The organism is Chitinophaga varians (genome assembly GCF_014529945.1).
Taxonomy (GTDB): domain Bacteria; phylum Bacteroidota; class Bacteroidia; order Chitinophagales; family Chitinophagaceae; genus Chitinophaga; species Chitinophaga varians.
Genome location: NZ_JACVFB010000002.1, coordinates 1,045,708 through 1,065,583, shown reverse-complemented (window position 1 = coordinate 1,065,583; position 19,876 = coordinate 1,045,708). Strand labels below are relative to the sequence as shown.

Below are 19,876 nucleotides of genomic sequence, written 5' to 3'. Positions count from 1 at the left end.
TCTATAAGCTTTTAGCTGCTAGCTTCTAGCTACTAGCCCTTGTCTTTTGTTATGATCTCAGATTCTGTAACTTCTATTGTTATTTTTCTCCCTTAACGTTACCTGTTAAAAGATCTTACGCGTGATGCGCTTCTTCCTTGTGAGCAGATTCTTTCTCTGCTTTTTTAGGAGCGGCATCTTTGTTTCTGATCTTAGCCAGGTAGTTGATAGAAGGCAGTACGTGTGTTTCTTCCAGCACGTAGTACATCCTTTCTGTTTGTTCTTCGTTACGGATCTTATAGATTTCGCTGTTTTTGTCGTTGACGTTACCGAACACGATCGCATCAGCGCCGCAAGCCTGTTGGCAAGCTGTTTTCGCAGCACCATCTTTCAACGGATGACCTGCTTTCTTAGCTTCCAGTTTAGCTTCCTGTAAACGTTGTACGCAGAAAGAGCATTTTTCCATCACACCACGGCTACGAACCACTACGTCAGGGTTCAGTACCATGCGGGTGAGGTTATCGTTCATATCAGCTACGTCGTACAGGTTATTTTCAAAGCTGTCCGCACCGTTCCAGTCTCTCCAGTTGAGGCGACGAACTTTGTAAGGACAGTTGTTAGCGCAGTAACGGGTACCGATGCAACGGTTGTAAGCCATCTGGTTAATACCTTCAGAGCTGTGGTTGGTAGCACCTACCGGACAAACGTTTTCGCAAGGAGCGTTATCGCAGTGTTGGCACAGCATCGGCTGGAACACTACTTCAGGATTGTTTTCGTCGTCTCCGCTGAAGTAACGGTCGATGCGGATCCAGTGCATTTCATGCGCTTTAGCCACTTCGTCTTTACCTACTACGGAAACGTTGTTTTCAGCCTGGCAGGCAATGGTACAGGCACCGCAACCGAAGCAGGTGTTCAGGTCGATGGACATGCCCCATTTGATACCAGGATAAGGATGAGCAGAATACAGGGTAGCGTCGCTGCGGAAGTCTTTACCGAATTTCTTCAGCTCTTCCCTGTCTTCATTTACTTCTTTAGGATTGTGTTTGAACTCTTCGAGGGTCGTTTCTTTAACGATAGGACGACCTTCGTAGCTATTGTGCGTTTGTGTTAAAGCAACAGGGTATTTTTTACCGGTAGCTTCTACAGACGCGTCAACAGCGAAATAATCGAAAGTCTGACCGTTGAAGCTTACCAGCGGATAGGCGTTCTGGCCTATTTCGGCAGCAGCGCGACCTACGTTTTTGCCACGACCGTAACCTACTGCGATCGCGATCACTTCAGGGTGCATACCCGGGATGATCAGCATCGGCAGTACGATTTCTTTGCCGTTGGCTTTTATTTTCAGTTCTTTCTTCTCAACGTTGATTTCGTAATCGTCACCCAGCTCAGCGGAGAAAGTTTTAGCGAGGGTGTTGGAGATACAAGCGTAGTTGTCCCAGGTAGCACGGGTGATCGGGTCAGGCATTTCCTGCAACCATGGGTTGTTGGATTGTCTACCGTTACCGATGGCCACTTTTTCGTACAGTACCAGTTCGTATTTACCACCTTTTTTCGCGCTGCTGATTTTAGCGGCGGCACCGGCGATATCGCCAGCGAAGGAGGCGCCACCCAATGCCGGAGCAGTGGCTGGTTCTACCACACCATCCTGCAGGGCTTTGTCCCATGCTTCCTGGCTACCCAGTTTGCTGATCCATTCAGCTTTCAGGTAGTCAACCCAGGTAGTGGTGTTGCCTGTCCATGCCAGCAGGGAGTCCTGTACAGCACGGGTTTTGAAGAGGGGGGAGATGGTAGGCTGTGCGAAGCTGTAGTAGCCTGGTTTGCCCTGAGCATCGTTCCAGTTTTCCAGGAAGTGGTGATCAGGAGCAGCATATTTACACAGTTCAGTTGTTTCGTCGAGGCGGTCGTTGAAGGAGAGGGAAGTTTTCACTTTCTTCAGGCCTTCGCTGAACTTAGCAGCGTCGAAGTAGTCGTAAGCAGGGTTAGCGCCGTATACCAGTACAGCACCGATGCTGCCGGCATTCATATCGCTGACCAGTTTCGCCATATCAGCGTCGATACCCTGACGGTAGTTCGATGGGTTAGCCCAGTCGATAGTAGTACCGTTAGCACCTACGATGTTGTTGATGGCGTTCACGATCAGCTGAACGTTTACGTCGTTGGAACCGCTTACTACCAGAGCTTTACCGGCGCTGGCTTTCAGTTCGTTGGCAGCCTTCTTGATACCTGCTTCTACTCTAGCCTCCAGTTTAGGAGCGCTAACGCTGCCACCTACGGCGGCCAGCAGGGCCAGTGCTACTGCACCAGCTTCAGAAGGTTTGTGTGTATATCTTTCGTCCGCGTTTGCGCCGGTGAGGCTCATGTTGCTTTCAAACTGGAACAGTTTGGACATTTCCGGTTTTTTAGCACTTACCTTACGGGTTTGGGCAAACTGACGGGCGTATTCAACCGGGTTGAGCCAGGTACCGATGAAGTCGGCGCCGAGGCTAACGATGGTTTTAGCGTTTTCGAAGTGGTAGGAAGGGATGGTCCTTTTACCATAGGCAGCCTCGTTCGCGAGCAGCATACCGGAGTAAGACACCGGATCGTATACTACGTGGCGGGAGTTAGGATACTTGGCCAGGAAAGCGTCGATTACTTTCTTGGTGGTAGGGCTGAGGATGGAAGTGCTTAACAAAACCACCGGCGCACCGCCCAGACCGGCCAGTGCAGCACCTACTTGTTTATCCAGTTCTGTCCAGGTTGTTTCTGTACCGCCGATAGTCGGGAAACGCAGACGGGCTACGTCGTACAGGCTCAGTACAGCGCCTTGTACTTTAGCGGAGGTAGAGCCACCTGTGATGGAAGACAGGGAGTTACCTTCTATTTTGATAGGACGGCCTTCGCGGGTTTTCACCACAACCGGCACGTACTCACCATCGATGGTGTAAGAAGAAGCATAATAATTGGCTACACCCGGAGTGATCTCTTCCGGTTTGTTCACATAAGGGATAGCCTTATGAACGGGAGTTTCGCAGCTGGCAGCGATAGTAGCAGCAGCAGTGGTAAAACCGAGGTATTTCAGAAAGTCCCTGCGGGGGGTAGTAGCATTCAACAGGCCTTCACTCTCAAACGGCAATTCTTCTCTGAATTCGTTCTTCACAATTTCCTGATGCGCTTCGGTATTGTGCAACTCCTCCAAGCCTTTCCAATACTTTTTTTGCTCCATGTTATATTAACGAGTTACGTTTATAAATTTTGATATCTTCTGAAACAGGTCATGATTTTCTGTAAGCAGAAAATCATGACGCGTTAAATCCTTTCTAGTAGTGACATTTTTGACATTCAGTACCACCTACCATTTCAACAGTCACACTATCGATCTTCTTATCTTTAATATCCTGATGAAGTTTCTCGAAGATGCTGTAGTAGTTGTTGTCAGCGAACTGCACTTTGGTAGTACGGTGGCAGTTGATACACCAACCCATAGAAAGGTCGGAGAACTGATGTACTTCATCCATTTCGGTGATAGCACCGTGGCAGGTTTGACATTGTTGTTTACCAGCCACCACGTGTTGAGAGTGGTTGAAGTAAACGTGGTCAGGCAGGTTGTGGATCTTAGTCCATTCGATAGGACGACCTGGTTTGGTATACTTACCTTTATCAGCGTCCCAGCCTACGTAATCGTATAATTTCGCGATTTCTGCAGTACCGTCCACTTTCTTGCCTTCAGCAGTAAACAGCTCAGGGCCGGAGTACTCTTTAATGGCTTTGTGACAGTTCATACAGATGTTCTCGGAAGGAATCATAGCGTGCTTGCTCTTCTCAGCACCAGCGTGGCAATACAGACAGTTGATCTGGTTAATGCCGGCGTGCACTTTGTGGCTGTAGAAGATAGGCTGCTCAGGCATATAGTCTTTCTGACGACCCAGCCCGATAGCTCCCTGGATGGTGAAGTAACCACCTACCATGAAGAGCACCAGAATAGCCAGTGCGATGTAGGCTTTGTTTTTGTAGAAGGGGATTGGCTCCGGAGTAGGCTGACCTTCTTTATCACCAGCAAGTTTGTTCAGGTTGCTGTTGATTTGCATCAGGATCAGGGCTACTACTGCCAGGATCAGCGTAATGATACCGAAAAGCAGGCTGTTGTCGCTGCCTTGCTCTTTAGCACCGGCAGTTTCTTTACCTGGGGTTTTACCGTTATCACCACCTACAGGTTTTTTCTCTTCTACAGAGATGTACGCCAGGATATCGTCGATCTCTTCATTGGTTAATGAAGGGAAAGCCGTCATCGCGGTTTTGTTGTACTCATTAAAGAGATCGTTGGCGTACTTGTCGCCAGACGCCAATACAGAAGCGGAGTTATGGATCCACTGGTGCAATAATTTCTTATCGGACCAGCGACCTTCTACACCCGCCAGTGCAGGACCTGTCAGCTTCTTGTGGACATTGTGACATGAAGCGCAGTTTTGTTGGAAGATTTGCTTACCCTTGGCAGGATCCGCTGCTTTTACGGCAGAAAACGGAATTACTATACTAGCGCATAGAATAAGCACACTCACAAAATGCTTGCGCAAAAGAATGGAAACACGACGATACACAGCCTATATAGTTTAGATTTGACCTAAAGTTTCTTAAAAGTGCCAGCAAAAATAAGACACAATGTTGACAATTTACCAACAATTCTAAAAATTATTTGCCTTACGAAAGGCTTCATTTTCGCTCCCCGAACTGTAATTTTTCCGCTGTAATCCTTTATGCTGGCTAATTCAGGAGTTATGCTCCTCCGGACCTTTCAAAACTTATTATTTTGATTGAAAGTTCCATCCCCTTATGCTGACAGACCTATAAGTAGTAGGGCAGGCGTTTTCAGCGGGATATAATATTAATATATGCAGATCAAAACTTCATAGCGGCCCCCTATATCCTTGCCACATAATATATTATATTACCGCTGCCGCCTTAATTTACGGTAAGTATCTTATTTTTACCATAAATAACCTGCCACCGGGCCAGAATGTTCAATCTGTCTGTAAAATTATAGTCCCATGCGTAAACTCATCTGCTTCACTACCCTGTTTGCCGTCCTCATGGCCTGCAACAACCACCAAAACACACAAAGCACTACCGACAGCACCACTGCCGGCAAACAAACCCCGGTAGCTACAGCACCCCATATCACCGGCACCTACCAGGGTACGTTGCCCTGTGCAGACTGCCCCGGGATGGACTATCAGATCAGCCTCTTCGACGACCATACCTTTACTGAACTGGTGTCCTATCAGGGCAGGGGACAGGGAATCGCCTTCACAGAGAAGGGTACCTGGCAACAGATCAACGACTCCATCGTCAGCATAAAGAAAAAAACCGATAGCAGCTCTTTCCTCGCCTCCGACAGTAAACTCCTCGTTCTCGATAAACAGGGCAAACGTATTGAAGGCGCCCTCGCCAGCAATTATGTCCTGAAGCCGGTAGAAGGCGGCGACCGCCGCGACCTGCTGGCCCAAAAAGCCGGCGCCGGCATCACCTTCACCGCCAACGGCAACGAACCTTTCTGGAGCCTCGACCTGGAAGCCCGGAAAATCTCGTTCCACACCGCCTCCGGCGATAGTATCGTGGCAGCCCTTCCGGCAGCGAAGCCTAATACGGACACCCTGAAGGTGTATACTACCCCTCAGCTCACCGTCAGCATCCGCAATGTTATGTGTACAGATGATATGAGCGGACTCATGCGCCCTAACAGCGTAGAAGTGAAGACAAAAGAACAAACTTATCATGGTTGCGGGGAATACCTCAAATAACTCCCGGCTAAAAAAACAGTTGAAATAGTACCTTTGCGCCTAAAACAGTTCTGTTGAAAAATATTGTCATTTTCGCATCGGGTGCAGGAAGCAACGCGCAAAAGATCATCGATCACTTCAGGAATTCGGATAAAGGCAGGGTGGCCCTGATTGTATGTAACAAACCCGGGGCAGGGGTATTGGACATCGCCCAACGGGAAGGCATACCCGCCGTTTTAATTGAAAAAGAGAAGTTTTTCCATACGGATACTTATGTACAGCTCTTAAAGGAGCAGGGTACAGACCTGATCGTCCTGGCTGGTTTCCTCTGGAAAGTACCGGCCAACCTGGTACAGGCATTTCCTAACCGGATCATCAACATCCACCCGGCCCTGCTCCCCAAATTTGGCGGAAAAGGTATGTACGGACATTTTGTACATGAAGCAGTGGTGGCAGCCGGGGAAACGGAAAGTGGTATCACCATCCACTACGTCAATGAGAAATATGATGATGGAGAACCGATTCTTCAGGAACGTTGCATCGTCACTCCGGAAGACACTCCGGAGGCTGTTGCCCGCAAGGTGCAGGCACTGGAGCATCAATGGTTTCCGGTAATTGTGGAACGAATATTGCTAAAATAACAGACGGTGTGCGGCCACACCAGCAGCTGCACACCGCCCGTCAACCCTCACCCTTAGCTACCTACTAACTGTATGAAAAAGACTCTGTTGCTCATCGGAATACTCTCTTTGTCTTTTGCCTCCTCCTATGCCCAGGAAGGTGTAAAACGGTTCAGGTCTACCTATCTCAAAATAAATCCCTCCACCCTGATTAATGAACTGGATATCATCCTGGAGCAGGACCTCTCTGATAAAGTCAGTATAGAGCTGGGCATCAGCGGCATTTATACCGATTACCCCGACTACGTGCTGGCGAAAAAGATCGATATCGGTCAGAAAAAACCGGATATCAGTACGGAACAGTTTGTGGATGGTGCAGGGCTCGGCTTCAGGGCAGGCCTGCGTTATTATCTGATCACCCGGGAAATAGGACCCAGCTCCGCGGCCGGTACTTACTTTGAACCGGTATTGATCTATAAAAAGGTGTTTTACTCCAACCAGGATGTAACGCTGAATAACAATTCCTACACCAACTCAGCCTCCAAAGACGTTTATGCGATACAGTTACTCGTAGGGCGGCAGTTCCGCAGAGAGAAACTGGTGCTCGATCCCTACTTCGGCATCGGCCTCCGGGGCAAAGCCTATCACTCCGATAATTATGTACTGGGCGACGACGGCATAGTGAGCCGTAATAAGGGCACCCTGGTAAGCGTATTGCCCAGCCTGCACCTTGGTATCAAGCTGGGCCTCCGCCTTCATAAATAAACCATCATCTAAAAAGGTACAATTACCTTCGCACTGAAATTTCTTCCCATATTATAGATACCCGTCCGGCCATTAGGGGAAGCACTGTAGTATTCGAAATATTTCAACCGGTTCATGTTGGCCTGATAAGCCACGTCAAATACATTGTCCAGCTGGAAGAACAACTCCATCACGGTTTTTCCTTTCTTATTAACAATTCCCGAACCTGCTCCTACATTAATTAACGTATAGCCGGCAGTGTAAGTCTCCGTATTATCTACGCCATAAAAATGATGCTGTGCGGAGAAACGGTCCACCTCGGCCCGCACATAGGTTTTGGACAATACCCCAAAGTTGCGGGATGCGGTCGCCTTCAGGGCAGAACGTATATGCAGCGGCGGTATAAAGGGAAGATAACGAGCCGCATCGCCATGTAAATCTATGAGCGCCTGGTTACGGTTCCGGCCTTCCGTATAGGTCGCACTGTTATCCATCGTCAACCAGGGCACAGCACGCGGATGCAGATTTACACTCACTTCTGCCCCATACAACCGCGCACCGGATTGCTGGTAACGATACGTGGCGTTACCGGGCACTATCACTACCGGCTCGCCATTGACATCATACAATCTTGCCTGGTAGATATAATTGTCGATGTTATTGTTAAACACTTCCACACTGATATCCAGATCGGGCAAATAGGCCAGGAAGCCCAGGTCCTGCTGGAGGCTGAATTCCGGCTTAAACTCCCGGTTGCCCAGATACACAATATGGGCGCCGGGGTCCAGCCCGTTGGAACCGATTTCTGTAATATTGGGCGCCCGGTACCCCCGGGCGATGTTCGCCTTCAGCATTACCCGCTGGCTCAGGTTCCAGGTAACGCCCAGGCTACCGGAGATACCGGTGTAGTTATGGCGGAAGGCGGGGAACTGCAACTTTGCGCCGGCTGTATCGGGCAGATCATATTTTTTGTCGAAACCATTGTCTTTATTGGGACCTACATAAAAATCATTCCACCGGATATGCCGGCTATCATAACGAAGGCCACCGGATATGTCCAGCTGACCAATGGTTTTTTTGGCAAAGAAAAAACCACCGATATCAAACAGGTTATAATCAGGAATCGGAAAATCGGTGGCGTTGCGACTGCGGTTATGCTGATACATGCCATTCACGCCCACGGTGGTTTCCACGCCGGCGATGGCTGGCAGGTTATAACGCAGGTCGTAATTGAGCGTGTTCAACACTACGTACAACCCTGGCTGGGCCGTCATCTCCGGATGGTTATATTCCCGGCGTACGCTCTGTTGCACCGCCAGCAGGGAGTTAAGGTCTCCTTTACCAAGCTGCCAGCGGGTACGGTTGTATAAGCGGTAGTGTTGAATATGCTGATGCAACGGATTCAGGGTATAGGCACGCAGTTCGTTGTCGGGCACGATGGGCCTGTTTTTGATATCATCGTCAGCATCTTTCACCTGCCGGGTAAATTTACGCGTCAGCGAATCACGGCTGCCATCGGGGATTTCCTGTGTATTATCGTACAGGCTGGCTCCCCACTGCGAATGTCCCCAGGATTTATCCACCCTGGCCAGCGCGGTAACATTATATTCGCGGAAGGCGGTGCCGTATACAAAACCATCTACTTTATTGCGGTAGTTATGCGCCGTTTTCACAGTGCCACGCAGCACATATTTCCAGTCGTTTTTACGGTAGGCCAGGCCCAGTGAAGAACCAATCATACCGTTGTTGGTGTGGTAGTCTGTCAGGAAATTACCTTGGAGTTTGCCCGGCGCCGTTTCCGGAACATCCGGTATCATGTTAATAACACCGGCGAGTGCATCAGAGCCATAAGTAAGGCTGGCCGGGCCTTTCACCACCTCTGCTCTGGCAATGCCGTACTGGTCTATTTCAATACCGTGTTCATCACCCCATTGCTGCCCTTCCTGCCGAACGCCGTCGAAGAGCGTCAGCACGCGGTTATAGCCGAGGCCCCGGATAAAAGGTTTGGAGATGTTGGGCCCTGTGGTAACAGCGCTTACACCGGGTACACCTTTTACAATGGCATCAATAATATTACTATTGACGTGCATGTTCATCTCTCTCTTACCTATAACGGCAATGGGTATAGGATTTTTGCGCACGGCAGTAGCACGCGACACACCTGTCACCACCACTTCATTCAGTTTAGACAGATCCTCTTCCAGCGTGATATCCAGCGTGATAATTTGATTGCTGCGGATGCTTTTTTTCAACGTCAGGGGTTGGTATCCGATCATGGATACTTTAATATCATACGTCCCCGGCTGGAGGTTCCGGATTACGAACACTCCCTGTTGGTCCGCCACAGCGCCGGCTTTCAACGCCGGTACAGCGATGTTTGCAAATTGTACCGGTTTGCCGTTAGCGGTAATTTTTCCCGTGATGGTCCCCTGTTGGGCTTGTAACGATATTACCAGCAACAGGGCACCCAATAGTGTAAATAAATGTTTCATGCAAAATCAGACACTTGTAGGTAAAGCAGTCGCACGGGGTCCCGGGATAAGTGATAACACTTCCCCTCGCGACTGGCGTTATTTTTCACAAAACTATAATTCTATTTTATACTTGCCTTAATTATTATTTAGACTAACCTAAATTCAATTTAACCAGGGAGATGTTGAGCCGGTGACGGTACAAGACGAAAACGGGATTGCCGCCACATTGCATCCACAGCAGGTTTACATCGCCGGAAAGGGGTCACGGAAAACAGCCCCCTGCAAATAACGGCTCACTTCTGTTTCGGTACAAAGGCAGCGGTCCAGTTCCGCTGTAATGGTGGCTTGGTCTATATCCTGTCCGATCAGCACCAGTTCATTATAACGGTCCGCGAAGCGTTCATCCCAGCGACCGGTGATCAGTTGATACATTTCTTCGTCGAGGTTCCATTGTTGGCGAGGGATGGCACACCACCAGTAACCGGCTTTCTCCGCCCGGAGCGAACCGCCCGCCTGACTCCAGTTGACTGCCAGTTTGGGCCGTGATGCCAGCCAGAACAAGCCTTTACTGCGGATGATATTACCAGGCCAGTGCTCGTTCAGATATTGCCAGAAACGTTCCGGATGGAAAGGCTTCCGGCTTCGGTATACAAACGAGCTAATGCCGTATTCTTCTGTTTCGGGGGTATGCTCATGCTCCAGCTCTGCCTGCCAGCCTGCACTTTGGGAAGTCGCTTCAAAATCAAACAAGCCGGTGTTCAGGATTTGATGCAGCGGCACCTGTCCGTTTACCGCTTCTATGATCACCGCGGTGGCATTGAGTTTGCGCAGGAGCGCTTTCAGATTGCCCAATTGTTCGGGAGTAACGAGATCGCATTTATTCAGCACAATCACATTGGCAAATTCCACCTGATCAGTGAGCAGGTTCACGATTGTTCGTTGGTCGGTCGCATCTGTTGTCAGGCCCTGGTCCTGCAGTAATGCGATGCTGCTGTAGTCACGTGCGAAGTTATAGGCATCTACCACGGTGACCATCGTATCAAGGCGACTGATCGCGCTCAGGTCTATGCCATTGTGTTCGTCCTGGTAACAGAAAGTCTGGGCTACCGGAACCGGCTCAGAAATACCTGTGGATTCAATCAGCAGATAATCGAAGCGGTTTTCCCTGGCTAGTTGTTCCACCGCCACGAGCAAGTCGTCGCGCAGCGTGCAGCAAATACAACCGTTACTCATTTCCACCAGTCGCTCTTCTGTTTTGTGCAGGGTGTTTTCATTTCTCACCAGTTGAGCGTCGATATTCACTTCGCTCATATCGTTAACGATAACGGCTACACGAAGATTTTCACGGTTATGCAATACGTGATTCAGGAGCGTAGTTTTCCCTGCGCCGAGGAAACCACTCAGCACGGTAACGGGTAATTTTTTCATATCTTTTTGTTAGTGATGTTTATGTATCCTGCAGTAGCGGCGATGACGCTGATTGAGCAGGTGGGCGCCCACGATGGCGCCGGCCCCGATACAGATCAGGGTATATTCCCAGGCAGCGGTTTCCGTCCAGAAGTGGCCGGCCAGCAGCAGAGCAAAGCCCGAAACAAACAGCCACAGCGGCGACAGCCGGCGGTGATGACGCAGGTACCCCTGGCCGAGGGCCAGCACACCTATCCCAAAGGAAAGCAGCAACAGGCAGTATTCCAGTACCGTATTTTCCGTTATTTCCATTCCCAATAGCGGGAGCGCAGCAAACAATAAGGGCAACAGGGCACAATGTACCGCACAGATCATAGAAGCACCTATTCCTATCGTGTCCAGATTCATTCTTCTAAATATATTCTCCACCTTACCGAATTTTGATCCTGTCACAAAACTATGTAATTTTGCAACAATGTTGCAAATAAAAAACAGCATGATTTTTACATATTTTTTAAAATAATTCTTAATTGGTTGATTATCTACCTAAAACAGGGCAAAATAGCTTTATATGATTCGTGTCTGTCAAACAAGTGTTACCTTTGTGCATTGACTAATTTTTGACGTTAAACAGCGGGGATTTTTCACCTATGTCTAAGAAAGCGATCTTATATACAGTATTTTTCACCGTGCTGAGCCTCGGATTTCTGGGATATGCCGGTTATGTTATTAAAGGGGAAAGGGGAACTTTCCTGGGTAAGGAAAAGTTGCCGATTCTCGGTGCGCCGGGCCATACTGTTCAGGGTTTTTCCTTTACTGATCAGGACGGGCATACCAAGAGCAAGGCAGACGTGCAGGGCAAGGTTTATGTAGCAGAATATTTTTTCACCACTTGCACCGGTATTTGTCCGAAGATGAATGCCAACATGGAAAAAGTATACGCTAAATATAAAGACAAGCCCAACTTTCTGATCTTGTCTCATACGGTGGACCCTGAGCATGACAGCGTTCCGGTATTAAAAGCTTACGCCGAAAAGCATGGTGCGGACTCCAAAAACTGGTGGTTCCTTACCGGCACCAAAAAAGAGCTGTATGCACTTGCCCGTCAGGGTTATCTGGTGGATGACGGCACTTACACCGGCGACGAAGACTTTGTACACACCCAATGGTTTGCCCTGGTAGATAAAACCGGACAGATACGCGGGCTGTATGAAGGCACCAAAAAACAAGACGTAGATAAACTGATTGACGATATCGACCGATTAATGGAAGAATAAAAGTTTTTTCATCATGGGTACCAAACAACAATTAACAGAAAGAATAAGCACCTTACTGCGGGATAGCAAATTGAGCATTACAGATACCAGAGTGAAAATCCTGGAGCTGTTCATGAAAAGTAACGGAGCACTTGAACACAGTGACTTTGAAAAACTCGCGGGCAAATCATTTGACCGTGTGACCGTATACCGTACCCTGCAGACATTTCTTGAAAAAGGAATTATACACAGGATTCCTACCACAGATACCTCTGTACGTTATGCCGTATGCAAATCTGAATGTACGGAGCACCATCATCATGATCACCATGTGCATTTTAAGTGTGAGAACTGTGGCGCCACTACCTGCCTGGATGAAACCGACGTTCCCAGCATACAGCTACCGAAAGGTTATGCCATGCATAATGTGGAGGTGGTGGTAAACGGAGTATGTAAATCCTGTAAATAATGTAGGGATTTTTTGATTTACGATTTTTTGATTTCGTGAAATGATAAAAAGCGAAGACCAAAACACCAGTTGTTTTGGTCTTCGCTTTTTTATTACAAAATTTTCTTATTCACGAAATCAAAAAATCGTAAATCAAAAAATTTCTAAATTTTCTCTATCTCGCCTCTCATAAAATCAGCCAGCTCCTTAATGTAAGCCGGAGACAGATCGAAACGGATACCGGCAGCTTTATACAATTCAGGAAGTGTTTTAGTGTTTCCTAAACTCAACGCCTGTACGTAATTGTCCAGTGCCTGTTGTTTGTTTTCCTTGAACTGTTTCCACATGGCGATAGCCCCTAATTGAGCAATACCATATTCAATGTAATAGAAGGGCACTTCAAAGAGATGCAATTGTCGTTGCCAGTTGGCAGCACGGTAGTCTTCATATCCGCTCCAGTCCACTACGGCAGGGGAGAACTCGTTCAGTATTTCCAGCCATTTAGCAGTACGCTCTTCGGTAGTATGTTGCGGATGTTCGTATACCCAGTGCTGGAACTTATCGATCGTGGCAATCCAGGGGAAAACGGTAATGGACCTTTCCAGCTGCTGAAGACGTGCCCGGCGTAGTTCATCTTTGTCCTCAAAGAAAATATCCAGATCTCCCATCGTCATCAGTTCCATGCTCATGCTGGCCACTTCGGCGATCTCCATGGGATACTCCTTAAAGGCGCTCAGAGACAGGTTATGGCTGAGGAAGGAATGAATAGCATGACCGCCTTCGTGTACCATGGTAGTTACGTCGCCCATCTGGCCGGCCGCGTTCATAAAGATAAATGGCACACCGGTTTCCGCCAGCGGGCAATTGTATCCTCCGGGAGCCTTACCAATACGGCTCTCCAGATCGAGACGGCCAATTTTTTTCATCACCCGCAGGCAGTCACCAAAAAAGGGCCCGAGCTGGTCGAAGATTTTAATTGTTTTAGTGATCAGTTCCTCACCGGTCTGGAAAGGCTCCAGTGGCTTTACGCCCACTGGTTCAGCGTCTGTGTCCCATGGTCTCAGTTTATCCACTTTCAGTTTAGCCCGCTGTTTTTCCAGTATTTGCTGAACCAGCGGCAGGATATGAGTTTTCACTGCCTCATGGAACAGGAAACAATCTTCTTTGGTGTAATCAAAGCGGCCCAGTTCTACGAACTTGTAATCGCGATAATTGGCGAAGCCGGCATTTTTGGCAACCAGGTCTCGTTTTTGTACGAGGCCGGTATACAGTTCATCCAGTTTTTCACGGTCCTGGAGGCGGCGGGCAGCCGTTTTACCAAATACTTCCTCTCTCAGTGCGCGGTCTTCATTTTTCAGGAATTTTGCCGCCTGTTGCAGCGTATATTCCTTTCCGTTAACCGTGATGGTCATTTTACCGGAGATAACGCCGTACTGTTGTCCTGTTACACTTAGTTCCGCCTGCAGGGGGATATTTTCCTCGCGGAAAAGTTTCACCTGTTTCTCTACGTTACGGAGATAAGTTTTATACAGGTCCTGGTCCAGTTCCTTCAGGAACGGGCTGTCCAGCAGTTTTTTATTGAGCGCATCTGCGTAGGGTTGCAGGCGGGGCTGTATCTCCATGCAGAAGTAGGTGAAAGCGTCTTCCAGTTCTTTGTCGGTAGTATCGCAGGTCATTTTGATCTGGCGCCAGCAGGCGTCTTCACTGACCACGGCCTCCAGTTCACTGATATCTTTCAGCCATTGTTCCAGGTCTGCCACGCTGTTGATGTTTCTTTGCTGCAGCGCTTCATAGTATGGCTGCAGTGCGTCCCAGGTAGTCACTTCAAACGTTTCCGGAAGAAAGTGGCGGGGAAGTTTTTTTATATCTGCGTTCATGTGCTGATGTTTTACTGAATTTTTCGGATGCGGAATTTAGTCAATTTACCTCAATTCCCCCAAATGAATCAGGCTTCCGTTACAGTGGAGTACTGTATGCGGAAGCCTGAATTATTTTGTTATTTAGTTATTTGGTTATTTGATTATTTAGAAATAAAGCGCAGAAGTGGCTATACTACATATCAAAATAATCAAATGATCCAATAGCTTACTCTTCTGTTTTTTTCTTGCGGGGTTTAGCCGCTTTTTTAGGTTCTTCACCTTCGGCAGCAGGAGCATCTTCTTTTTTAGCTTTTGCTTTCTTAGGTGCTTTTTCTTCTTCACCTTCAGCAGCAGCCGCTTTTTTAGCGCGTGGCTTTTTAGGCTTTTCTTCACCGGCAGCTTCTTCTGCAGCAGGTTCAGCAGCTTTTTTCTTTTTAGCAGGAGCCGGAGCTTCTTCCGCTTCCACTGCTTCTTCCACTACCTCTTCACCTTCGGCCAGGATTTCCTCAAACTTCAGCAGATCGTTCGCTTTGAGGATACCAAACCATTTCACCATTTTCTTCATATCGCTCACATATACCCTTTCTTCATCGAATTCAGGATATACGTTTTTGAAATAAGCTTTGATCGCGTTATTGTCTGCTTTGCCGTCAATCAGCGGATAAGCAGCTGCTTTTTCGTCCATGGCTTTGAATACTTCAGCCAGGTTTACGTTTTCACCGGTAGTGAAAACTTCAATACTTTCCAGTGGAGTAAAATTATGCACGCGGGAAGATACAAACCTTGTGCTTTTATCTTCCAGTGACCTAACGATGGCGCCATCTTGTTTGCTGGCAATTAACTGAAACAAACCGCCCAATCCGGTTACTGCAACAATTTCTCTGTACTGCATGTTCTAATTTTTAGGAAGCGCAAATATAAATAATTATAATAGATTGCCCGCTGACAAATTTTCACCTTGAAAATGCCGTTAGCAAAGGGCTGGCATCAATTCAACTTTCGTGCCATGACCAGGGACTGTTTCCAGCGTTTTACCCGGCCTTTGAGGTCAAATATTTCAATTAAAAATATATAAATACCTGGCGGCAAAAGTACTTTATTTTCTCCAAATCCATCCCAGTAGAGATTCCCTTTATTTCCCATCGTCATATTCCGCGCCAGGTAACGGATAGGGGCACCATCGGCAGTGAAGACCGTTACATGGCCCACCCATCCGGCTTCGGGGAGTGTCCATTGCAGCACGGCCCGATTTTCCGGCGCAGCATTGTCCGGACAAAATATTGCCGGTTCCAGCGCTACGCGGGCGTTGTCTGCCATTTCCCGCCATGGGTGGGAATTAGCATATCCGGGTGTGGCGTATCCCGCAGAAGCAGCGGCAGATATCCATTTGGCCGTATCACCGTCCTCTCTGCGTTCCAGGGCCACGCCTTTCGGCTGGCCTGTCAGAGGGAAATGAAAAGCCGACTGGTAACGAACTTCATCCAGCAACACGCTATCCGCCAGCAACAACAGACTGCCACTTTCAGCCGGCATAGCCGGCAGGCTGGCCACTTCCTGTATATTTTCCGGGTTATCACAACGGTAATAGCCGCACAGGCGATCAGCCGCGGTGGTCAGGGCCAGCCATTGCCCGGGCATCAGCAAACGGCTGTTGGCAACTATTCTTTTTATGGGGCCCCACTGCCCGTCTGCCTTTCTGGCGCAAAGAAAAATATTCCGGAGGCTAATAGCATGCGCGCTGCGATTATATATTTCTATAAACTCCGGCACGCCGGCAGGCGGATCAAACAGCAGTTCATTGATGACCAGATCGCCCGGAACCGGTGGCTGCGGCCGTATAAACGACAGGCTATTTTTTATGCCGCTTTCGTTTCCCGCGCAATCGGAAATACCATGCAGGACGACGGCTCCGGAATCAGCAGCCGATGCCAGCTGAAGGGCTACAATGTTAAACAAAGGAGATAGTACTGTCACAGCAGCCACCGAAGAAGTACTTACCTGATAGCTGACAGGGGAGGCTGCCTTCAGGCTATCGAGTGTTTTACTGAAGTGCAGCAGTAAGTGCAGACTGTCGGGCATCTCTATAAAATAAAGGTCTGGCCGGGTATCATCTGTTATACGCCTGGCGGCGGCATTGTACCCTCCCGGCGTACCACCCGCAGGGGAAGTAGAAGCCATCCAGTTTATTTTACCGCTACAAGGCAACGACGGGTCCAGCATTTCCAGGCTACGGCCTGCCTGTGACGCCGTAGGCAGACCATACCAGGCAGGAGTGTAGGCCACCGCATGTATCACTTCCCGGCGATGGTTATACAGTACTACCTGTCCGGTGTCATCCGGTAATGCCGGAAACCGGTCTACCTGCAGCACATTGGGCGCTGCAAAGCCGGCAGCCGGCGAACATAGTACCAGCAGGCTGTCTGGCTGCAGTAGAAAAGATGGCAGCGTCACCTCCCGCTTGTTGACCGCCAGGGTCCAGCGTTGTAGCTGTACCGCCTTACTGCTTCGGTTACGCAGTTCAATGTATTCAAAAGGTGGCAAACCTATTGAGGGAGAGGGTTTTATCATCATCTCATGAATGACAACGTCATAAACAGGGGAGACAGCCGTGTCTCTGCCTGGTGCAACCTGCCACAGCAGGGCGATACAAACAATGGGTATATTCATGGCTTAAAAAGGGGTTAAGTCCTAAACATACAGGTAATCCGGCATTTGTATGTTAATGCCGTCTTAACACCGAATAAATACCTCCGATTGTTATGAAAAGCGGTGCGTATATATTAATTTTGGGACTCCAAAAATTAAAATGTAAAACAAAATGAAAGTTGCCGTAGTAGGAGCGACCGGTCTGGTAGGCTCAAAAATGTTACAGGTGTTGACAGAGCGGAATTTCCCTGTCACTGAATTGATTCCCGTGGCTTCAGAGAAGTCCGTAGGTAAGGAAGTAACATTTAAGGGTAAGACCTGGAAGGTGGTGAGCGCTGATACGGCTATTTCCATGAAGCCTAATGTGGCTATTTTCTCTGCTGGTGGCAGCACCTCCCTGGAGTGGGCGCCTAAATTCGCAGCAGCAGGCATTACTGTCATCGACAACTCCAGCGCCTGGAGAATGGACCCTGCTAAAAAGCTGGTGGTCCCGGAAGTAAATGGTGATGCCCTGACACAGGAAGACAAAATCATTGCGAATCCTAACTGTTCTACCATACAGATGGTGCTGGTGCTGAAGCCCCTGCACGAGAAATACAAGATTAAAAGAGTGGTGGTATCTACCTACCAGTCTGTAACCGGTACCGGTGTAAAAGCGGTGACCCAGCTGATGAACGAAAGACAAGGCATCAGTGGTGAAATGGCATATGCTTATCCGATAGACCTGAACGTTATTCCTCAGATCGACGTATTTCTCGATAACGGCTATACGAAAGAGGAGATGAAGATGGTTAACGAGACCAAAAAAATTATGCGCGACGACAACATCAAGGTAACGGCGACGACTGTACGTATTCCGGTAATGGGTGGGCATAGTGAAGCGGTGAACATCGAGTTTGAAAATGACTACGACGTGAATGAAGTACGGACGCTGCTTTCCCAGACTCCTGGCGTGATCGTGGTAGATGATCCGTCTAAGGCACAATACCCGATGCCGAAAGACGCACACGATAAAGATGAGGTGTTTGTAGGTCGTATCCGTCGTGATGAAACGCAGCCAAACACAGTAAACATGTGGATTGTAGCGGACAACCTGCGCAAAGGTGCCGCGACAAATGCGGTGCAGATTGCAGAATATTTGCAACAAAAGAATTGGTTATAATCATACTGTCGTGCTATGTAATTGTGTGCCGTAATACACCCTAAACGTAGCCCCGCGTATGACTATACGAAAAATGAAATCATAACTCCTTAAAAGCAAGCGTCTTATCGCTTGCTTTTTTTTGGATATTTCACAATTGTATAACATACAAAGTGTAAAAATTACACGGAAGTAGTATTGATTTGTGGCTTATAAAATCCAATTTTGATAACATAATCCTATGCCAACTAAGCTTTTTGCAAAAAGAGTAGTCCAATTTTAGAGAGATGCCGGATATTTTCGTTATTTTCTAATCAGAAAACACCCTTTAGTCCTATGAAAACCAACACCAATCGTGAGCTTTTGTTAATGCACAAGTTTACCGAAGAGTGGAGCACCAATTTTTCCTCACAGGTGTCCAGAATCATGAACATCGTGGACCAGCAGGACACACTGGATGGAATAATTCCTATCATTGAGGTGGCAAATGTCTACAATCAACGGTTTGCCCACGCGCGTACAGACAAGGAGAATTTACTGAAGAACAGAAAAGCGCGTCCGTTTGAGTTTCTGATTCACAAAAACTAATCATTTAGTCATTTTTGCATTTTGTTATTTGGCTATTTAATGTCTATGCCCAATGCAATAGTTAATAACAAAATGAAAAAATGACTAAATGGGTCAGTCCATTGCACGGTTAATGAATGCAATCAGCGGTTGCATGAGCGCAAATGTTTTTAAGATTTCCCGAACGAGTGATGGCTGTACGCAAGCATCGTCCGTTATGGGGTGTGATACAATGAGGCTTTTTAATTTCAGGTAGGCTATAGCGGGATTATCGCTCTGATATCCCTGGGGTACCGTTTTGAGGGCATCGCCTTCTACCTTTCCGAAATGTTTGATAAAACCTTTATTGGCAATGATGCGTTCAAATTCTTCGAAGTTGTAGTCAATTTCCTGCCGGACCTTTTTCAGTTCCGGGGCCGGTGGCATCCAGAGGCCGCCGCCGGCAAAACTATTGCCCCCCGGCTCCAGATGAAAATAATACCCGGCAAGGGTAGACTTCTTTCCGCCAGCCTGAAAGGATGCGGCCATATTTATTTTGTAAGGCGTCTTATCTTTCGAAAATCTAACGTCTTTGTATATACGAAAAACACAATCTTTCAGCTGTAACCCGTCCAGCGTGGCGTCCTGTTTGGCCATACCATCTATCAGTTGCTGGACCATGCTTTCAAAATCTGTCTTGGCAGTCAGATACTGATCCCGATGCTCGTCGAACCAGACCTTATTATTATGTTGTTTCAGTGATTTCAGAAACTTCAACGTGGAAGGCTGTAACATTGTTTTTATTTTTTTATAGCAAGATAATACATGCGGCTGATAAAATTTCCCCGGGCTAAAGCCCGGGGCTATGATGTGATTCAACTGTCGAAACAGGCGAAAGCCGGAAGCCGCTGAGGTGTATGATACAACAAGCTGAAGCCCGGGGCTAATGTGTTAAAGCGCAAAAGAGGCAGGCCTTTTGAGCCCACCTCCTTCACAGTAA

Annotated in this window: 16 protein-coding genes; 7 read left to right on the top strand and 9 right to left on the bottom strand. The window is 48.0% G+C overall.

Annotated elements, in window-relative coordinates:
- Window positions 1-115: 115 nt before the first annotated feature.
- Both ICL55_RS12180 and ICL55_RS12175 read right to left on the bottom strand, forming a co-directional pair.
- A complete protein-coding gene (locus ICL55_RS12180) occupies window positions 116-3,184 on the bottom strand; it encodes a TAT-variant-translocated molybdopterin oxidoreductase (RefSeq protein WP_188097389.1) in 3,069 nt (1,022 codons plus the stop codon).
- 94 nt (window positions 3,185-3,278) lie between these two features.
- Window positions 3,279-4,511 carry a c-type cytochrome gene (locus ICL55_RS12175; RefSeq protein WP_343067780.1) on the bottom strand — a complete coding sequence of 411 codons (1,233 nt, stop codon included), beginning with the start codon at window positions 4,509-4,511 and terminating at the stop codon, window positions 3,279-3,281.
- 492 nt (window positions 4,512-5,003) lie between these two features.
- Here ICL55_RS12175 and ICL55_RS12170 point away from each other — a divergent pair, with 492 nt between their 5' ends.
- The 3 genes from ICL55_RS12170 (at window position 5,004) to ICL55_RS12160 (ending at window position 7,120) form a co-directional block, all read left to right on the top strand.
- Window positions 5,004-5,756, top strand: coding sequence for a copper resistance protein NlpE N-terminal domain-containing protein (locus ICL55_RS12170; protein WP_188097387.1), 753 nt, complete (start codon window positions 5,004-5,006; stop codon window positions 5,754-5,756).
- A gap of 53 nt (window positions 5,757-5,809) precedes the next feature.
- Entirely contained in the window at window positions 5,810-6,376 is a 567-nt protein-coding gene (purN, locus tag ICL55_RS12165) for a phosphoribosylglycinamide formyltransferase (RefSeq protein ID WP_188097385.1), read from the top strand.
- Window positions 6,377-6,448: 72 nt separating this feature from the next.
- Window positions 6,449-7,120: a hypothetical protein gene (locus ICL55_RS12160; RefSeq protein ID WP_188097383.1), complete on the top strand. Its 672-nt coding sequence runs from the start codon at window positions 6,449-6,451 to the stop codon at window positions 7,118-7,120.
- An 8-nt stretch (window positions 7,121-7,128) separates the two neighbouring features.
- Here ICL55_RS12160 and ICL55_RS12155 read toward each other — a convergent pair whose 3' ends face one another.
- The 3 genes from ICL55_RS12155 to ICL55_RS12145 form a co-directional block, all read right to left on the bottom strand.
- The gene (locus tag ICL55_RS12155; protein WP_188097381.1) at window positions 7,129-9,591 is read right to left on the bottom strand and encodes a TonB-dependent receptor; all 2,463 of its coding nucleotides are present in this window, start codon (window positions 9,589-9,591) and stop codon (window positions 7,129-7,131) included.
- 225 nt (window positions 9,592-9,816) lie between these two features.
- Window positions 9,817-11,001, bottom strand: a complete 1,185-nt coding sequence (locus tag ICL55_RS12150; protein ID WP_188097379.1) for a GTP-binding protein — start codon at window positions 10,999-11,001, stop codon at window positions 9,817-9,819.
- Between the two features lie 9 nt (window positions 11,002-11,010).
- The gene (locus ICL55_RS12145) at window positions 11,011-11,409 is read right to left on the bottom strand and encodes a MerC family mercury resistance protein (RefSeq protein ID WP_188097375.1); all 399 of its coding nucleotides are present in this window, start codon (window positions 11,407-11,409) and stop codon (window positions 11,011-11,013) included.
- A gap of 221 nt (window positions 11,410-11,630) precedes the next feature.
- Here ICL55_RS12145 and ICL55_RS12140 point away from each other — a divergent pair, with 221 nt between their 5' ends.
- Both ICL55_RS12140 and ICL55_RS12135 read left to right on the top strand, forming a co-directional pair.
- Complete coding sequence (locus tag ICL55_RS12140) at window positions 11,631-12,257, top strand: SCO family protein (RefSeq protein ID WP_188097373.1); 627 nt, start codon at window positions 11,631-11,633, stop codon at window positions 12,255-12,257.
- Between the two features lie 13 nt (window positions 12,258-12,270).
- Complete coding sequence (locus ICL55_RS12135; protein WP_188097371.1) at window positions 12,271-12,705, top strand: Fur family transcriptional regulator; 435 nt, start codon at window positions 12,271-12,273, stop codon at window positions 12,703-12,705.
- A gap of 143 nt (window positions 12,706-12,848) precedes the next feature.
- Here the strand turns inward: ICL55_RS12135 and ICL55_RS12130 are convergent, their stop codons facing one another.
- The 3 genes from ICL55_RS12130 to ICL55_RS12120 all read right to left on the bottom strand — a co-directional run bounded on the left by ICL55_RS12130 (window position 12,849) and on the right by ICL55_RS12120 (window position 17,210).
- Window positions 12,849-14,561, bottom strand: a complete 1,713-nt coding sequence (locus ICL55_RS12130) for a M3 family oligoendopeptidase (protein WP_188097369.1) — start codon at window positions 14,559-14,561, stop codon at window positions 12,849-12,851.
- A gap of 208 nt (window positions 14,562-14,769) precedes the next feature.
- Window positions 14,770-15,435 carry a DUF5606 family protein gene (locus ICL55_RS12125; RefSeq protein ID WP_188097367.1) on the bottom strand — a complete coding sequence of 222 codons (666 nt, stop codon included), beginning with the start codon at window positions 15,433-15,435 and terminating at the stop codon, window positions 14,770-14,772.
- A 95-nt stretch (window positions 15,436-15,530) separates the two neighbouring features.
- On the bottom strand, window positions 15,531-17,210 hold the full coding sequence (locus tag ICL55_RS12120) for a lamin tail domain-containing protein (protein WP_188097365.1): 1,680 nt from the start codon (window positions 17,208-17,210) through the stop codon (window positions 15,531-15,533).
- A 151-nt stretch (window positions 17,211-17,361) separates the two neighbouring features.
- Here ICL55_RS12120 and ICL55_RS12115 point away from each other — a divergent pair, with 151 nt between their 5' ends.
- The gene (locus ICL55_RS12115) at window positions 17,362-18,351 is read left to right on the top strand and encodes an aspartate-semialdehyde dehydrogenase (protein WP_188097363.1); all 990 of its coding nucleotides are present in this window, start codon (window positions 17,362-17,364) and stop codon (window positions 18,349-18,351) included.
- A 315-nt stretch (window positions 18,352-18,666) separates the two neighbouring features.
- Window positions 18,667-18,918 carry a hypothetical protein gene (locus ICL55_RS12110; RefSeq protein WP_079471700.1) on the top strand — a complete coding sequence of 84 codons (252 nt, stop codon included), beginning with the start codon at window positions 18,667-18,669 and terminating at the stop codon, window positions 18,916-18,918.
- A gap of 93 nt (window positions 18,919-19,011) precedes the next feature.
- Here ICL55_RS12110 and ICL55_RS12105 read toward each other — a convergent pair whose 3' ends face one another.
- On the bottom strand, window positions 19,012-19,671 hold the full coding sequence (locus tag ICL55_RS12105) for a DUF2461 domain-containing protein (RefSeq protein WP_188097361.1): 660 nt from the start codon (window positions 19,669-19,671) through the stop codon (window positions 19,012-19,014).
- Window positions 19,672-19,876 lie beyond the last annotated feature (205 nt).

Bases quoted from the DNA above. Each gene is read 5' to 3' on its own strand.
- ICL55_RS12160 (WP_188097383.1), top strand. From the start codon at position 6,449: ATGAAAAAGACTCTGTTGCTCATCGGAATACTCTCTTTGTCTTTTGCC.
- ICL55_RS12135 (WP_188097371.1), top strand. From the start codon at position 12,271: ATGGGTACCAAACAACAATTAACAGAAAGAATAAGCACCTTACTGCGG.
- ICL55_RS12120 (WP_188097365.1), bottom strand. From the start codon at position 17,210: ATGAATATACCCATTGTTTGTATCGCCCTGCTGTGGCAGGTTGCACCA.
- ICL55_RS12105 (WP_188097361.1), bottom strand. From the start codon at position 19,671: ATGTTACAGCCTTCCACGTTGAAGTTTCTGAAATCACTGAAACAACAT.
- ICL55_RS12150 (WP_188097379.1), bottom strand. From the start codon at position 11,001: ATGAAAAAATTACCCGTTACCGTGCTGAGTGGTTTCCTCGGCGCAGGG.
- ICL55_RS12155 (WP_188097381.1), bottom strand. From the start codon at position 9,591: ATGAAACATTTATTTACACTATTGGGTGCCCTGTTGCTGGTAATATCG.
- ICL55_RS12110 (WP_079471700.1), top strand. From the start codon at position 18,667: ATGAAAACCAACACCAATCGTGAGCTTTTGTTAATGCACAAGTTTACC.
- ICL55_RS12140 (WP_188097373.1), top strand. From the start codon at position 11,631: ATGTCTAAGAAAGCGATCTTATATACAGTATTTTTCACCGTGCTGAGC.
- ICL55_RS12180 (WP_188097389.1), bottom strand. From the start codon at position 3,184: ATGGAGCAAAAAAAGTATTGGAAAGGCTTGGAGGAGTTGCACAATACC.
- ICL55_RS12170 (WP_188097387.1), top strand. From the start codon at position 5,004: ATGCGTAAACTCATCTGCTTCACTACCCTGTTTGCCGTCCTCATGGCC.
- ICL55_RS12130 (WP_188097369.1), bottom strand. From the start codon at position 14,561: ATGAACGCAGATATAAAAAAACTTCCCCGCCACTTTCTTCCGGAAACG.
- ICL55_RS12115 (WP_188097363.1), top strand. From the start codon at position 17,362: ATGAAAGTTGCCGTAGTAGGAGCGACCGGTCTGGTAGGCTCAAAAATG.
- ICL55_RS12125 (WP_188097367.1), bottom strand. From the start codon at position 15,435: ATGCAGTACAGAGAAATTGTTGCAGTAACCGGATTGGGCGGTTTGTTT.